Genomic DNA, 15,282 nt, shown 5'->3' with positions numbered 1-15,282 from the left:
AAGGTTTCTTTTGCGGTGCAACATTGCCGCCGGATCAATCAGCCCTATTTATCCCGGCGGCTGTAATCTCGTGCATTTCAAGGGCTTGGGGCGTTCCGCGTAGCGGATCGTCTTGGCTTGCAGACAAGGGAACAAAAGGAGTTTGCGATGACCGGACAGACGGCAAAACTGGAACTCGACGGCAAAACCCACGAGTTCAAGGTCCGAAGCGGTTCGGTCGGCCCGGATGTGATCGACATCGGCTCGCTCTACTCGACCACCGGCGCTTTCACCTACGATCCCGGCTTCACTTCGACGGCTAGCTGCGAGTCCGGCATTACCTATATCGACGGCGATGCCGGCGTACTTCTGCATCGCGGCTATCCGATCGACCAGCTCGCCGAGCACGGCGATTTCCTGGAAGTCTGCTACCTGCTGCTCTACGGCGAACTGCCGACCAAGGCGCAGAAAGACGATTTCGACTATCGCGTTACGCGCCACACCATGGTGCACGAACAGATGACCCGGTTCTTCACGGGATTCCGCCGCGACGCGCACCCGATGGCGGTCATGTGCGGCGTCGTCGGCGCGCTATCGGCCTTCTATCACGACTCGACCGACATTTCCGATCCGTACCAGCGCATGGTCGCTTCCGTGCGCCTGATCGCCAAGATGCCGACCATCGCGGCGATGGCCTACAAGTACCATATCGGCCAGCCCTTCGTTTATCCGAAGAACGAGTTGAACTTTGCCGCCAACTTCCTGCACATGTGCTTTGCCGTGCCCTGTGAGGAATACAAGGTCAATCCGGTGCTTGCGCGCGCCATGGAGCGGATCTTCATCCTGCATGCTGACCACGAGCAGAACGCCTCGACTTCAACGGTGCGTCTTGCCGGCTCGTCGGGCGCCAATCCCTTCGCCTGCATCGCCGCCGGCATCGCATGTCTGTGGGGGCCCGCACATGGCGGAGCCAACGAGGCAGCGCTCAACATGCTGTCCGAGATCGGCAGCGTCGACCGCATTCCGGAATACATCGCCCGCGCCAAGGACAAGAACGATCCGTTCCGCCTTATGGGCTTCGGCCACCGCGTCTACAAGAACTACGATCCGCGCGCCAAGATCATGCAGAAGACCACGCATGAGGTTCTGGGCGAACTCGGCATCAAGGACGATCCGACGCTCGACGTGGCGATCGAGCTCGAAAGGATTGCGCTGACTGATGAATATTTTATCGAAAAGAAGCTCTATCCGAATATCGACTTCTATTCCGGCATCACGCTGAAGGCACTCGGCTTCCCGACCACTATGTTCACCGTGCTGTTTGCCGTCGCCCGCACGGTCGGCTGGATCGCGCAGTGGAAGGAAATGATCGAGGATCCGCACCAGAAGATCGGTCGCCCACGCCAGCTCTATACCGGTGCGCCAGAGCGTGACTATGTACCCATCGCCAAGCGCTGACCGTTCGCGCTTAAGCTGATTTTTCCACCGCCCCCGATGCATTCGCATCGGGGGCGGTTTTTTGTTTGTCGGAGACCTCCTCTGCAATTGGTTCCTGCTCCTCAGCGCAGACAAACCTCACGACACGCTCAACAACAGTTGATTTGAAGCAACCCTCATGTGACCGGGCGTCGGTGGTTAATGCCGCGAATCCCCGCTACGTGCGGTCCGGCAGCAAGCGCTGCATTTGACCGACCAACACATTCACCAAGACATTGAGGGATATTATGCAACTTGGTTTCCTGCGGCCGTGGGCGCCGCAACTGCTGAGTGTCCTGCGCATTCTCACCGCAGCGACGTTCTTGACACACGGCACCATGAAACTGCTTGGCTGGCCAGCTCCATTCCCCTATCCGCTGAATGGCTTGACCACTACCGCCGCGGTACTGGAGATCGTCGGCGGCCTGCTGCTGGTGATCGGCCTGTTCTCGCGCCCGGTGGCGTTCATCCTCTCCGGCCTCATGGCCTTTGCTTATTTTCTCGCCCATGCGCCGGAAGGCTTCTTCCCCGCCCTCAACGGCGGCGAGGCTGCAATGTTGTTCTGCTTCGCCTTTCTCTACATCGCAGCGGCCGGCCCTGGCCCATGGAGCGTCGACGCCCTGCTCGGCAAGAACAAGTAATCGCACGCGAACCAGCTTTTCGTGAATGCACAGCCGGCCCGAGAGCCGGCTGTTTTTTTGAAGCGGAAGCTAGATTCCTGACTCAAGCTTGTCAGGATGAAGCAGTTAGTCTCGGGCGATTTCTTCGTTCACGGAGTTCGCCGACATGCAGAGCGCATTTGAAACCCGGTCCACCACCTTGCAACCAGTGCTGTTGGTTGCATTTCAGGCACCGACCGAAGACATTGATCGCATCATGGCCGAGGTCACCGCGATCATCCCTCTTGTCATGGGCAAATATGACAGCAATTCCTATCAATCCGCCGAAGGTATGGAACGCTATCGTCCATTGCAGGGAGCGGCGGCCGGGCCGGAAACAGAACTGCGCAAACGGCCAGGCGTCGTCGAAGTGTTCTTCGAATTGCCTCAGGACCAGCAGCTGGCTGAGCGGGTCGTCGAGGCAATCTTCCAGGCACACAGCTACCAGGAACCTGTGATCCGGATTCAGCCGATCCTCAGTTGCAGATCAAAAGGATTGGACGACAGCAAGAATCCCAACCGCTGGTGGAACACGACAGGCGACTGGAAGAAGAATGGCGAACCAGCCAGCGTTCGGTCCGGTTCAGCGAACTGAGCTTACGCACTACGATTTTCAGCCTGGCGGCGCTTGCCAATTTCGCCCAGAACGACCGAGGCTGCAATTTCGCCTGCAGGTCGCTCCGTCGCCATGCGGCGGCGCACCTCGGCGAAACCATCCTTTTGCCAAGCGCGCAGGCCGCCGTCGGACCACAAGGCCTCGACTTGGCGGGCAAGGTTCTGCGGCCGCACATAAATGTCGTAGAATTCAGTCACCAGCACTCGATCAGCAATGAGGTTCGGCAACAGTGCAGACCACGTGGTGATGAGTTTCTGAAGCAGCTTTGCCACGGGGTCGAGCTTGTAGGTCGATACCATCGGCACACCTGACAACGCCAGTTCCAGCGACACCGTGCCGGACGCAATCAAAGCAGCGTCGGCCTCGCCGAATGCCTGCCATTTGCGTACCGCGTCCAGGATGATCTCCGGTTGCTGCGGCCAGGAAGAAACGGTGGCGCGTACGAATTCCGCGACATGTGGCACGGTAGGCAGCAACAGACGCATCTTGTGGCCGCGTTCGGCGAGCACCGTGACGGTTTCCCCGAACGGTTCCAGAAGCTTCCTCACCTCGCCGCGCCGTGAGCCGGGCAGGAGCAAAAGCGTCTTTTCGCGATTTTCACTGAGGTCGCGGGGCGCAGCTTGTTCAGTAGCCGCCCGCAACACGTCGGCGTCGTGGCTCAGCCTGTGCCCGACATAGGTTCCCGGCGGCCCGTCGAGACGCTCCAGCGCCTTCGCCTCGAACGGCAGGATGCAAAGGATATGATCGACGTGGGGTTTCATTGCAGGCGCCCTACCCGGCCGCCAGGCCCACACGCTCGGACAAACATAGTGTATGATCGGGATGTTCGGGTTGGCAGCCCGCACCTTTTTCGCCACGCGCAGAGAGAAATCGGGGCTATCGATTGTGATGAGACAGTCCGGATTTTCGGCCGCGATCAACGCAGCCGTCTGACCGATACGACGGATCAAGCGCGGCAAACCGGCAAGCACCGCGCTAAAACCCATCAACGCGATCTCACTCGCATCAAACGCGGGCTTGAGACCAAGTGCCTCCAGATGGCGTCCACCGAGACCGACGAGTTGGATCTGACGGCCCGTCATTACCTTCAAAGCCGCAATCAGATCGGCGCCAAGCAGATCGCCAGACTCTTCGCCTGCAACAATCGCGACCTTCAGCGGTTCAACGGTCATGAGTGCTCCCCGGTAGGCAGGCCAACCACAAAGAGCCCAAGAGCATCGGCGCGGGAAATCACCGCTGAGCTGTCCAGAATAAGAGAGCGGCCAGCTTCAACGGCAATTCCCGCAAGACCGGCAGCATATGCGCCTTCTACGGTCTGTATGCCGATTGAAGGCAGGTCGACCCTGAGCTCCTGCTCCGGCTTGGCGCATTTGACCAGCACGCCGCCGGCTTTACCCGCCAAGCGACCGTGACCGCGCAGATCCTTCACCCGCTCCAGCAGACCGTCGGTGCCTTCTATGCCCTCGAGGGCGATCGCACGGCCGCCGATTGCCACCGCACCCTGCCCGATATCAAGCGCGCCAATGGCGAGGGCGGCCTTGTGTGCGGCTTCGATATCCATCCAATCGGCCTTGGAGGGCGCAACGCGCGTCAACGCCCCCTCGCTGGCGGTCAGATTCGGAACGATCTGATGCGCCCCAACGACGGTGAACCCTCGCGCCTCCAGCCCACGAACGACCACCTTGAGGAGACCGTCGTCACCACGCGCCAGTGCGGAAATCACAAGCGGAACAATGGCCAGCAGACCGAGATTAAAGCGCATGGCGCCGAGCCGCGGCCGGCGCTTGATTTCTCCGGCCAGAACGACATGCGTCGTGCCGCGGCGTTTCAGGATGCCGATCAGCGAGCCGAGATTTTCGAGTGAAAGCACCTCGTGCTCGAACAGCCCGAGTTCGCTTTCCGGCAGCACCTCACCCTGCACCATCAGGATGAATGGCTTATGTCCCAGTTCATTGAGCCCATTGGCGACATCGATCGGAAGCTTGCCGCCGCCGGCAATGATGCCGACCTTGGCACCTGGTGGGAGCTGAAGGCGGCCAGCGCCCTCAGCTTTCGTCGCCGGCGTCGTCATCGGCCCCGCCTTTCAGCGGCGGCACGGCATAGTGCCGCTTGCCGCGGCTGGTCATGAAGTCGATGATTTTCATCGCCGCAGGAGAGCCGGAAAACTCGGCCTTGGCCAGTTCGACATTCTCAGCCACGGTGCGGGAGCGATCGAAGATCAAGCGGTACGCCCGGCGCAGCAGATAGATTTCGGAGCGTGGCAGGCCAGCACGCTTCAATCCGACGATGTTCAGGCCACGCAGACTGGCGCGGTTACCGACGGCGATGGCGTAAGGGATAACGTCACCCACGAACGCCGAGCAGCCAGCCAGAAAGGCGTTGTCGCCGACGCGAACGAATTGGTGAACGGCACTCAGACCGCCGATATAGACATTGTCACCGATCTCGCAGTGGCCGCCGAGTGTCGCGCCATTGGCGAAGGTGGCATTCTTGCCCACCACAGAATCGTGCCCGACATGCGCATAGGCAAGGAAATTGCCGTTGTCTCCGACAGTGGTTTCGCCACGGCTGTTGTCGGTGCCCAGATGCATCGTCACATTTTCACGGATGGTGCAATTGGCGCCGATAACCAGCGTTGTGCGGCCGCCCTTGTGTTTCGTGTTCTGCGGCGGCCCGCCAAGCACGGTCATCGGCCATACTTTGGTGCCGGCGCCGATGCTCGTGCCGCCAAGCACGGAGACGTGACTCACCAGCTCGACATTATCGCCAACGATAGTATCGGCCCCGACATGGCAAAATGGACCGATGCGGGTCCCTACGCCGATCTGAGCGCCGGATTCAACGACGGCCGCAGGATGAATGAAAGTCTCGGTTGTCATGCGCACCTGAAAGCTTATGGCCGTTCGTTTTCGACCATCATCGCCTGAACCTCGGCCTCGGCGACGACCGCGCCATCGACCTTGCCCTCGCAAGCGAATTTCAAAAGATTGCCGCGCTTCTTGAGCTTGCGCACATGGATCAGCAGCTGGTCGCCCGGAACAACGGGCTTGCGAAACTTGGCGCCATCGATGGTCAGGAGATAGACGAGCGACGGCTTTTCCGCACCCGCGGCGCGGATACAGATGGCGCCGGCGGTCTGCGCCATCGCTTCCAGGATCAACACCCCCGGCATCACTGGATGTTCCGGAAAATGGCCCATGAAGTGCGGTTCGTTGACCGTGACGTTCTTGACGCCAATGGCGGAATTGTCGCCATCGATATCGATTATGCGGTCGATCATCAGGAACGGATAACGATGGGGCAGGATTTTCATCAGCCCGATCAGATCGACGACTTCGAGCGTCGAACCGGCCGTATCAGCCATTCTTGTCCCCCTTGGAATGCTTCGTAAATGCACGGATCGCCGAGAGTTCCCGGAAGAAATCGCGCATCGGCTGCGCGGGCATGCCGGCCCAGCGTTCGCCCGCGGGAATGTCATACATCAAGCCGGAGGACGCGGCCACCTGTACCCTGTCGCCCACGGTGATGTGGTCGGCGATGCCGACGCGACCACCCAGCATGACATAATCGCCTAATGTCACGGAACCGGAGAGACCGCAATGGCCGGCAATGATGCACCCTCGACCGATGCGCACATTGTGGGCGATCTGGACCAGATTGTCGATTTTCGTTGCTTCTCCGATCACCGTATCGGCCATGGCGCCGCGGTCCACCGTGGTGTTGGAACCAATCTCGACGTCGTCCTGAATGATGACGCGGCCGATCTGCGGCATACGCTCGGGGCCTTTGGCGCCACCGGCAAAGCCAAAACCGTCCTGCCCGATCCGAGCGCCGCCGTGGATGATGACACGATTGCCGACCAAGGCATATTGGACACTTGCTCCCGGGCCGACATAACCATCTCGGCCTACATGGCAGTTGCGTCCGATAACAGCGTTAGGCGCGACAACGGTGCCGCTGCCGACATATGCGCCCGCGCCGATCACGGCACCCGCCTCGATAATGGCCCCTTTTTCGACATGGGCGGTATCATCGACAAAGGCGTGACGCGAAACACCGGTTTCGGAAGTCAGCGCAACCGGGGTGGCAGCATCAGGATACAACAGCCGACCAACCATGGCGAAAGCCTGCTGCGGGCGCGGATTGATCAACACCGCGACGCCGGCCGGCGCCTTGTCGGCGATATCTGCCGAGCAAAGCACAGCCGCAGCATTCAATGTCGGCATGAGGCCGGCATTGCGCTTGCCATCCACAAAGACGAGGGCCTTGTCGTTGGTGTCAGTGGCCGACGCGATCGTCTCGATGACGGTCTCGGCATATGCCTCATTGGGCAAAGCCGAACCGGTCAGATTCGCGACTTCGGCCACCGTGAACCGGCGCGAAGGCACAAAAAACACCGGTTCGGTCATTCCTGAGCGGTATCCAGCCAAATCAGACCCTGGCCTCCCGGACAGAGAAGTCCGGAAGCCGCCACGGTTCGCAAATCAGAATCGGGTCGATATGCCGAAGTTGAATTCCTGGACGTCGTCCGTGTCTTCCTTCTTGAGCGGGATCGCATAGTCGATACGCAGAGGACCGAACGGCGAAGCCCACATCAGGCCGATACCAGCCGAAGCGCGCAGGCCCGAACCGGTCGTCGACTTGTCGACACCGAAGACGTCGTTGCCATACAGCGTCGCAGCGTCGGCGAAAACGGCACCGCGCAGACCGAGACTCTCTGGAACGAGCGGCAACGGGAACTGCGCCTCGGCCGACGCATTGAAGTAGGTCGTGCCGCCGAGGTGATCGTAGCCACCGCTAGGACGCGCTGCAGCCGGACCGATACCGTTGAACTCGAAACCGCGGATCATGCGGTCGTTGTTCTGGAACATGTCAAAGACGCGCAGTTCCTTGTCGCCATAGCTTGCGATATGGCCAGCGCCACCGGAAACGACACCGACGATATCCAACTCTTCGGACAGCGTCTGGTACATCGAACCACGCGCCGTCAGCTTGACGAACTTGGCGTCGCCGCCGAGACCGGCCACTTCCACGCCGGCATTGGCATAGATGCCGTAGTGTGGGTTCTTCATGTCGTCGATGGTGTTGTAGATCAACGAACCGCTGACCGACGACTTGATCCATGCGTCACGCGGCTGACCCGTCAGCGGATCGGTGATCGCGTTCTGGATCGCGAGCGACACGTTACACAGATTCGGGTTGAAGATGCCGTTCGAGTCGAAACAGCCGTCGTCGTACTTATACTTCTCCTGCGAGATGTTGTAGGCGAGCTGCGTCGTCAGGTTTTGCGTGATCGGCAGACCGAAACGGATGGTTGCACCCGTCGTTTCCGAATCATAGGCATCGTATTCGCGCGTCGAACGGAAAATATCGAAGCCGGCTGCGATGCGGCGGCCAAGGAAATACGGCTCGGTGAACGACACGCTGTAGTCGCGCGAATGACGACCACCGCCAGCCGACAATTTGATGAATTGGCCGCGGCCAAGGAAGTTGCGCTCGGTGATGGAACCCATCACGGACGGACCGGGCGTTTCGCCGCCGGTCGAGTAGCCGGCGCCAACCGAGAAGTCACCGGTCGACTTCTCGACCAGATCGACAACCAGAACAACCTGGTCCGGCTCGGAACCGGGCTGGGTCGAAATGTCGACCTTCTCAAAATAATCAAGCCCTTCAAGGCGCTTTTTCGCGCGCTGCACCAGCACCTGGTTGAAGGCATCACCCTCGCTGAGGTCGAACTCACGACGAATCACATAGTCGCGTGTGCGGACGTTGCCTCGAATTTCGATACGCTCGATATAGGCTTTGGCACCCTGGTCGATCGTGTAGGTGACCGAGATGGTCTTGTTTTCGAAATTACGATCTCCACGCGGCGTCACCTGCGCGAAGGCATACCCTTGGCCAGCGACCCGTTCGGTCAGCGCGATGATCGAATCCTCAACCTTCTTGGCGTTGTAGGTATCGCCCTTGTAGGTCTGGACCACCGACTGCAGCGCCTGCGCATCGACCTCCGGGATCGAGCTATCGACGCTTATATCGCCGAAATCGTAGCGCTCGCCTTCGTCCACGGTGATCGTGACGTTGTACTGGTTGTTGGTGCTGTCGAGGTCGCCCGTGGCGGACACGACCTGGAAGTCGGCATAGCCACGGTTGTAATAGAAGCGACGCAGCAGTTCCTCGTCGGCCTTGAGCTTATCCGGATCGAACACGTCATCGCGCAGGATGAACGATAGCCAGCTCGACTTCTTGGTGCCGATGACGTCGGTCAGGCGGCGGCTCGAGAAAGCCTTGTTGCCCACAAAGTTGACGGAAACGATCTTGGTGCGTTCGCCTTCATTGATGTTGTAGACGACGTTCACGCGATTTTCGCCGAGATCCATGATCTGGCTGGTAACCCCGGCGTCGTCGCGGCCAATACGGCGATAAGCCTCCTTGATCGCCTCGATGTCGGCGTCGACGGCGGCCTGCGAATAAGAAGAACGCGGCTTCAGCTGCACGCCCATCGCAAGCTGGGCATCCTTGATCTTCTTATTGCCCTGGAAGATGACCTGATTGACGACCTGATACTCGGAGACGCTGATGACCAGAGCCGAGCCGACTTGATTGATACGGACATCCGAGAACAGTCCGGTTCCGAACAGAGCCTTCACGGCTTCGTCGATGTCGGCGTTCGAGAACGACTTGCCCGGCTTGACCTTCACATAGTTCCGGATCGTTTCGGCATCGACGCGTGTGTTGCCGTTCACATCGATACGGCTCACCACAGCCGCGTGGGCAGCAGACACGGACACAAACTGAACAGCGAGCGAACCCGGAACAACCAGGGCGGCTGACAAAGCCACCGCGGACGCGGCGCTCAGAAACTTGGATGCTGCCTTCATCGGGCTATAAAACCTTTTTCTCGTAGTCCCCACGGCGAGAAAACCGGACGTCGCGGTCATTTTCCCGTACCGTATTAACCGGATTTTCCCTACACGCAAGGCTTCTGGTTAATTTGTATTTACTTACGTTCCCAGCGTGGCTTTCGCGTCACTCATATCCCTGCTCATGGTAAACGGCGCCTCAACAAAGCCGCTCCACGAGCTAAATTCCTTCATGATTTCAGCATCCAAACAGATCGTTCCAGAACACGAAACCCATGAACCCCAGGACGAGAATCATTCCCGTCCGATAAACCGCCTCCATCATCCGCTCCGATACCGGCCGCCGGATGACAGCCTCGATCCCGTAGAAGAGAAGATGACCGCCGTCCAGTGGCGGAATCGGCAGGAGATTGAGTATCCCTATCCCGACAGACAGCAATGCGGCAAGTTGCACTAGCCACTCGAAGCCTAGCTTGGCGGCCTGTCCCGCCATGCCAGCGATTTTAACGGGGCCACCCAGTTGGCATTTATCCTCACGCCCGACCGCGAAACGCTTCATGAACAGGCCGGTGCGCTCGATGATCTGGCCGGTCGCCTGCACGGCCGCGACGACTGCGCCACCCGGCGAATAGGTGATGTGCCTGGGCTGGCCGACCTCCTTGTTGGTGGTCACTCCGATCACGGCGATCTTGACCTTGTTGCCGAGCGCATCTTCCTGTTCGGACAATTGCGGCGTAGCCACGACGCTGATGTCCTGGCCGTCGCGCAGCATCACGAAGGTGATGGCATCACCCGCCCTGCCCGAAACGAGGCGCTGCACATCGGCAAAACTCTCGACTTTCGCGCCGTCGATGCTGACGAACCGGTCGCCAGGCAGGATACCGGCCTCCGCAGCCGGGCTGCCGGGGCGAACCTCTGCCACGGCCGGTTCAAGCACGGAACGGCCGAAAGTCATGAACAGCACGGCAAATACGGCAATGGTCAAAAGGAAATTGAACAGCGGCCCGGCAAACACGGTTGCCGCGCGTTTCCAGACAGGCTGGGTGTGGAAGGCAACCTTGCGCTCGCTGTCGCTGAGCTTTTCAATATCCTCCTCGCCGGGCTGGCTCGACGTGACATTCATGTCTCCAACGAATTTCACATAGCCGCCGAGCGGAATGGCGCATAGCTTCCAGCGCGTGCCACGACGGTCCGTGAAGCCGAGCAATTCCGGGCCGAAACCGACAGAGAAAGCACGCACGCCGATGCCGCACCAACGGCCGACGAGATAGTGGCCCATCTCATGTACGAACACCACGACGGTCAAAACGAACAGGAACGGCACCAGCGTGCCGAGCACGAAGCCCTGGGTACTCAACAGCGCGGGAAGAAACTCGTTCAATTCACGTCCTCAATGTCCCGGCCTTTGGTCTCGCATCGCAAATGTGACACCAATCCAGGCAAATCCGTGGCACCCATGCATGGTGCACGTTGAAATTTCAGACTGGAAACAGCCCCTGCGCCGGATGGTCGGCCGACCCCGTCATCCAACCAATCAGGTACAGCGCTGCGGCGGCGGCCACAAGCCCGTCGACCCGATCCATCACACCACCATGTCCTGGAATGATCGCGCTGGAATCCTTGGCGCCATGCCGGCGCTTGATCCAGGATTCGAACAGATCACCGGCCTGGGCGACGATTGACAGCACCAGCGCCACGAGCGCGAGTGTAGCGAGATTGGGCAGGCCGAGCACCACCGCAACCAGAACTCCCGCAGCGACGCCGAAAACCGCTCCGCCCAGTGCGCCGCTCCGCGTCTTGCCCGGCGATATCGCCGGCGCGAGCTTTGGCCCGCCGACGGCCTTTCCAACAAAATAGGCAAAGATGTCGGTCGCCCAGACCACAGCGAACAGGAAAAGCATGGCGGCAAGGCCCGACCAGTCGCTATCGCGCAGAAACGCCAGCGCAAAGCCGGAAAGGCCGGCATAGGCGAGACCGGCAGCATCCCATTGCCCCGCCCCGCGCATCGCGACGCCGATGACAGCGATGGCGACCAACAGCGCCAGGATGGCGGCCGTCGTCAAAGCCGACAAGCCTGCGATGAGCACGCCCACAAAGATCAGCATCAAGGCTTCTGGGACAAAGCCGAGCCGGCTTGCGCGACCGGCGCGAGCCATATGGGTCCATTCATAGAAGATCGCGCCGGCGATCACTGCCGCAAGAAGCCGGAACGGCAAGGCGCCGAACCAGGTCAGCGCCAGTACGGCGACACCGAGCACTACCGCGGATATGACCCGAATTTGGAGGTTGCTGAGCCCAGCGCTCATGAGGCAACATCTTGTGCTGCTAGACCGCCAAAACGGCGCTCGCGTCCGCCGAAGTCGCGAATGGCATCGGCCAGATGCTCGCGACTGAAATCCGGCCAGTAGCACGGCAGGAAAACAAGCTCGCTATAGGCAGCCTGCCACAGCAGGAAATTCGAAAGCCTCATTTCACCGCTGGTGCGGATGATCAGTTCCGGATCCGGTATGTCTGCCGTGTCCAGGCGCGCGGCGAAACTGTCGGCGTCGATCTCATCGGGCGCAATCTCACCGCGGGCGGCCGCGGCGGCCAGCTTGCGCGCCGCACGTACGATCTCGTCGCGGCTGCCGTAGTTGAAGGCAATCAGCAGTGTCAGCTTCGAATTGCCCGCTGTCAGTGTCTCCGCCTCTTCGAGCAGGTTACGAATGTCCGGTTGCAGGCTGGCGCGATCGCCAAGGATCCTGACCCGTACGCCATTCTGATGCAATTCTGCGAGATCGCGACGGATGAACAGTTTCAGCAGCCCCATGAGGTCCGAAACCTCGGACTTTGGCCGCGACCAATTCTCCGAGGAGAACGCATAAAGCGTGAGATATGAAATACCAAGATCGGGAGCCGCCTTTACGGTGCGGCGCACGGCCTCCACACCGGCACGATGGCCCGCAACGCGCGGAAGACCGCGCGCCTTGGCCCAGCGTCCGTTCCCATCCATGATGATCGCGACATGCGCGGGCGTTGCCATGGTTCTGCTTTCGCGTCGGCCGTGGCCGAGCCTAAACCTGCATGATCTCGGCTTCCTTCTCGGAAAGCAGCCGGTCAATGGTGGTGATCGTCTCGTCAGTCAGCTTCTGCACGAGATCGGAATCCTTGCGATGATCATCCTCGCTGATATCGCCGTCCTTTTCCGCCTTCTTCAGGTAATCCATGCCGTCGCGACGCACATGACGGACAGCGACGCGGGCGTTTTCGGCATAACCGTGCGAAATCTTGACCAATTCCTTGCGGCGCTGCTCGTTGAGTTCGGGTAGCGGGATGCGCAGGTTGGTACCGTCGACGATCGGATTGAAACCAAGATTGGATTCGCGGATGGCCCGGTCAACCGCGCCGACCATCGATTTGTCCCACACCGACACCGAAATCATGCGCGGCTCCGGTACTGAAATGGTCGCAACCTGGTTGATAGGCATCGCCGAGCCATACGCCTGGACGTTCACGGCATCGAGCAGATTGGAGGACGCACGCCCCGTACGAAGCGAAGCAAGGTCATGTTTGAAAGCGGCGATCGCCCCGTCCATGCGCCGCTTCAGATCGTTGTAGTCGCCACTCATTGTCGTCTCCCCGGCCCGCTGTCCGGGCCACTTGCGTCAGGGCTGCGCCCTGTTTTCAATTGTCAGCAACCACCGTGCAGTGGCCGCCGCCCTTCAATATCTCGCCGAAACCGCCCTTTTCGTGGATCGAATAGACGATTATCGGAATGTTGTTTTCCCGCGCAAGCGCAATCGCGGCCGTATCCATGATTGAAAGGCCCTTATTGATGACTTCGGCATGGGTGATACGGTCAAAACGGGTCGCCGTCGGGTCCTTCTTGGGATCGGCGGAATAGACACCGTCCACCTGCGTGCCCTTGAACAGCGCATCGGCGCCGATTTCTGCCGCACGCAGTGCCGCCGCCGAATCGGTGGTGAAGAAGGGATTGCCGGTGCCGCCAGCAAAGATCACCACCTTGCCTTGGTTCATGTAGGCGGTCGCCTGGCGTTGCGAGAAGCTTTCGCAGAGTTCCGGCATGGCGATCGCCGAAAGCACTACCGCATCGACACCGATCTTGTTGAGCGAAGTGCGCAACGCCAGCGAATTGATGATCGTGGCAAGCATGCCCATGTGGTCTCCGGTCACCCGGTCGCCCCCCTTGGACGCGACGGCCACGCCGCGGAAGATATTGCCTCCACCGATGACCACGCCGACTTCGACGCCGAGCGCCCTGGCTTCGGCGATGTCGGACGCGATACGGTCGACCACTGACACATCGATGCCGAAATGCTGTTCGCCCATCAGCGCCTCGCCCGACGCTTTCAACAGGACACGTCGATAGAGCGGTTTGGTTGTCATTGGATCCCCTGGGGTCATGTCGCGGGATGGTCCCGGGCGAAGCCGGCGCTGTCCCGTGCAGGTTGGCGATGTGCTGCCCCCGATACACGAAGGGCGCGGCCATGTCACGCCGCGGCCGCGCAATGGTATGGACCTGTTGACAGGCCTCAGCCGCTGTCCTCAACGGACGCCGGCGTATGTTCCCTCTACCAGGACATCCGGATGGTAGCCCGCGGGCTTGCCGCCAACCGTGGCGCCGCCTGTGATGCCGCCCTGGATTTCCGATCCGAAGAAGGAATACGGAAATGGGGTGGCAGGGCGACTGACGAGGTCGAGCTTCACCCGCAATTCGGCCGGGATTTCGAAATCCAGCGCACCGAGATTGTCGTGCAGCTGCTCGACCTTGGTCGCGCCGATGATGATGGACGCCACGCCGGGTTGCGTCGACACCCAGTTCAGCGCCACCTGCGCCATGCTCTTGCCGAGCTCGGCCGAAACTTTTTCGAGTTCGGCGACGATGGTCCAGTTGCGCTCGTTGAATTTCATGAAGCCGGGATTGGTTGTGCCGCGTACCGTTTCGAGACGACCGCTTACCTTGTTTGCGTCGCCGGCATGGTATTTGCCGCTGAGCAACCCACTGCCCAGAGGGCTCCACACCATGATGCCCGCACCATGCCGGGTGCCGAACGGCACAAATTCATGCTCGATGTTGCGCTCGACCAGCGAGTATTCGAGCTGCAGCGTCGAAATCGGCTCATAGCCACGAAATTCGGCAACTGCCTGCGCGCGGCTGGCATACCACGCAGGCACGTCGGACAGACCGATATGACGAATCTTGCCGGCGCGCACCAGATCGTCCAGCGTACGCATGACTTCTTCCGGCGGTGTGAGCCGGTCCCAGCAATGCAGAATGTAGAGGTCGACAAAGTCGGTGCCGAGCCTTTTCAGCGAAGCGTCGAGCGCCCGCACGATGTTTTTGCGGCCATTGCCGCCGGTGTTGGGGTCCGGCCCTTCCAGGTTCATGCTGAACTTGGTCGAAATGACAGCTTTGTCGCGCAGTCCCCTCTCGGCGATGAACTCACCAAGCCAGGTCTCGGACGTGCCGCCAGTATAGGCGTCGGCCGTGTCGAAGAAATTGCCGCCAGCATCGACATAGGCATCGAACAGCACCCGCGCAACCGCCTTGTCGGCGCCCCAGCCCCACTCGGTGCCGAAGGTCATGGTGCCGAGCGCCAGCCGACTCACTTTGAGGCCGCTGTTGCCAAGCGTGTAATAGGTCATGGTCATTGGAAGTCTCCTGAAGTCCAAGGCGTCGTGTTGAGAGCGG

Annotated in this window: 15 protein-coding genes; 3 read left to right on the top strand and 12 right to left on the bottom strand. The window is 60.3% G+C overall.

The genetic code is table 11. The features are described from left to right. The first annotated feature begins 147 nt into the window (after positions 1–147). From gltA to ACFWXH_RS13325, 3 genes are all read left to right on the top strand, one after another. Positions 148–1,437 (top strand): citrate synthase, encoded by a 1,290-nt coding sequence (gene gltA, locus ACFWXH_RS13335; protein ID WP_054310878.1) that lies wholly within the window; start codon positions 148–150, stop codon positions 1,435–1,437. A 266-nt stretch (positions 1,438–1,703) separates the two neighbouring features. Further along, on the top strand, positions 1,704–2,096 hold the full coding sequence (locus ACFWXH_RS13330) for a DoxX family protein (protein WP_379120808.1): 393 nt from the start codon (positions 1,704–1,706) through the stop codon (positions 2,094–2,096). Between the two features lie 145 nt (positions 2,097–2,241). Continuing rightward, a complete protein-coding gene (locus ACFWXH_RS13325) occupies positions 2,242–2,709 on the top strand; it encodes a hypothetical protein (RefSeq protein ID WP_379120807.1) in 468 nt (155 codons plus the stop codon). A gap of 2 nt (positions 2,710–2,711) precedes the next feature. Here the strand turns inward: ACFWXH_RS13325 and lpxB are convergent, their stop codons facing one another. From lpxB to ACFWXH_RS13265, 12 genes are all read right to left on the bottom strand, one after another. Then, positions 2,712–3,902, bottom strand: a complete 1,191-nt coding sequence (lpxB, locus tag ACFWXH_RS13320) for a lipid-A-disaccharide synthase (protein ID WP_379120805.1) — start codon at positions 3,900–3,902, stop codon at positions 2,712–2,714. Continuing rightward, the gene (locus ACFWXH_RS13315) at positions 3,899–4,801 is read right to left on the bottom strand and encodes an LpxI family protein (RefSeq protein ID WP_379120803.1); all 903 of its coding nucleotides are present in this window, start codon (positions 4,799–4,801) and stop codon (positions 3,899–3,901) included. The genes lpxB and ACFWXH_RS13315 overlap by 4 nt, the downstream gene beginning before the upstream one ends. Then, positions 4,776–5,609, bottom strand: a complete 834-nt coding sequence (gene lpxA / locus ACFWXH_RS13310; RefSeq protein WP_379120801.1) for an acyl-ACP--UDP-N-acetylglucosamine O-acyltransferase — start codon at positions 5,607–5,609, stop codon at positions 4,776–4,778. Before lpxA ends, ACFWXH_RS13315 begins: the two co-directional genes overlap by 26 nt. Before the next feature lie 14 nt (positions 5,610–5,623). After that, positions 5,624–6,094: a 3-hydroxyacyl-ACP dehydratase FabZ gene (gene fabZ / locus ACFWXH_RS13305; protein WP_379120799.1), complete on the bottom strand. Its 471-nt coding sequence runs from the start codon at positions 6,092–6,094 to the stop codon at positions 5,624–5,626. After that, positions 6,087–7,139, bottom strand: a complete 1,053-nt coding sequence (gene lpxD / locus ACFWXH_RS13300) for a UDP-3-O-(3-hydroxymyristoyl)glucosamine N-acyltransferase (RefSeq protein ID WP_054310884.1) — start codon at positions 7,137–7,139, stop codon at positions 6,087–6,089. Before lpxD ends, fabZ begins: the two co-directional genes overlap by 8 nt. 75 nt (positions 7,140–7,214) lie before the next feature. Next, positions 7,215–9,608: an outer membrane protein assembly factor BamA gene (gene bamA / locus ACFWXH_RS13295; protein ID WP_379120797.1), complete on the bottom strand. Its 2,394-nt coding sequence runs from the start codon at positions 9,606–9,608 to the stop codon at positions 7,215–7,217. Positions 9,609–9,828: 220 nt separating this feature from the next. After that, a complete protein-coding gene (gene rseP, locus ACFWXH_RS13290) occupies positions 9,829–10,971 on the bottom strand; it encodes an RIP metalloprotease RseP (RefSeq protein WP_054310886.1) in 1,143 nt (380 codons plus the stop codon). A gap of 97 nt (positions 10,972–11,068) precedes the next feature. After that, complete coding sequence (locus ACFWXH_RS13285) at positions 11,069–11,896, bottom strand: phosphatidate cytidylyltransferase (protein ID WP_379120795.1); 828 nt, start codon at positions 11,894–11,896, stop codon at positions 11,069–11,071. After that, a complete protein-coding gene (locus ACFWXH_RS13280; protein WP_379120793.1) occupies positions 11,893–12,612 on the bottom strand; it encodes an isoprenyl transferase in 720 nt (239 codons plus the stop codon). Before ACFWXH_RS13280 ends, ACFWXH_RS13285 begins: the two co-directional genes overlap by 4 nt. Before the next feature lie 31 nt (positions 12,613–12,643). Next, positions 12,644–13,198, bottom strand: a complete 555-nt coding sequence (frr, locus tag ACFWXH_RS13275; protein ID WP_054310888.1) for a ribosome recycling factor — start codon at positions 13,196–13,198, stop codon at positions 12,644–12,646. Between the two features lie 55 nt (positions 13,199–13,253). Further along, positions 13,254–13,976: a UMP kinase gene (gene pyrH / locus ACFWXH_RS13270; protein ID WP_054310889.1), complete on the bottom strand. Its 723-nt coding sequence runs from the start codon at positions 13,974–13,976 to the stop codon at positions 13,254–13,256. 159 nt (positions 13,977–14,135) lie between these two features. Next, the gene (locus ACFWXH_RS13265) at positions 14,136–15,242 is read right to left on the bottom strand and encodes an aldo/keto reductase (RefSeq protein WP_379120791.1); all 1,107 of its coding nucleotides are present in this window, start codon (positions 15,240–15,242) and stop codon (positions 14,136–14,138) included. Positions 15,243–15,282 lie beyond the last annotated feature (40 nt).

The sequence above is a fragment of the Mesorhizobium sp. NPDC059054 genome, assembly GCF_042739215.1.
Lineage (GTDB): Bacteria > Pseudomonadota > Alphaproteobacteria > Rhizobiales > Rhizobiaceae > Mesorhizobium.
This window is presented reverse-complemented; position numbering and strand designations above follow the sequence as displayed.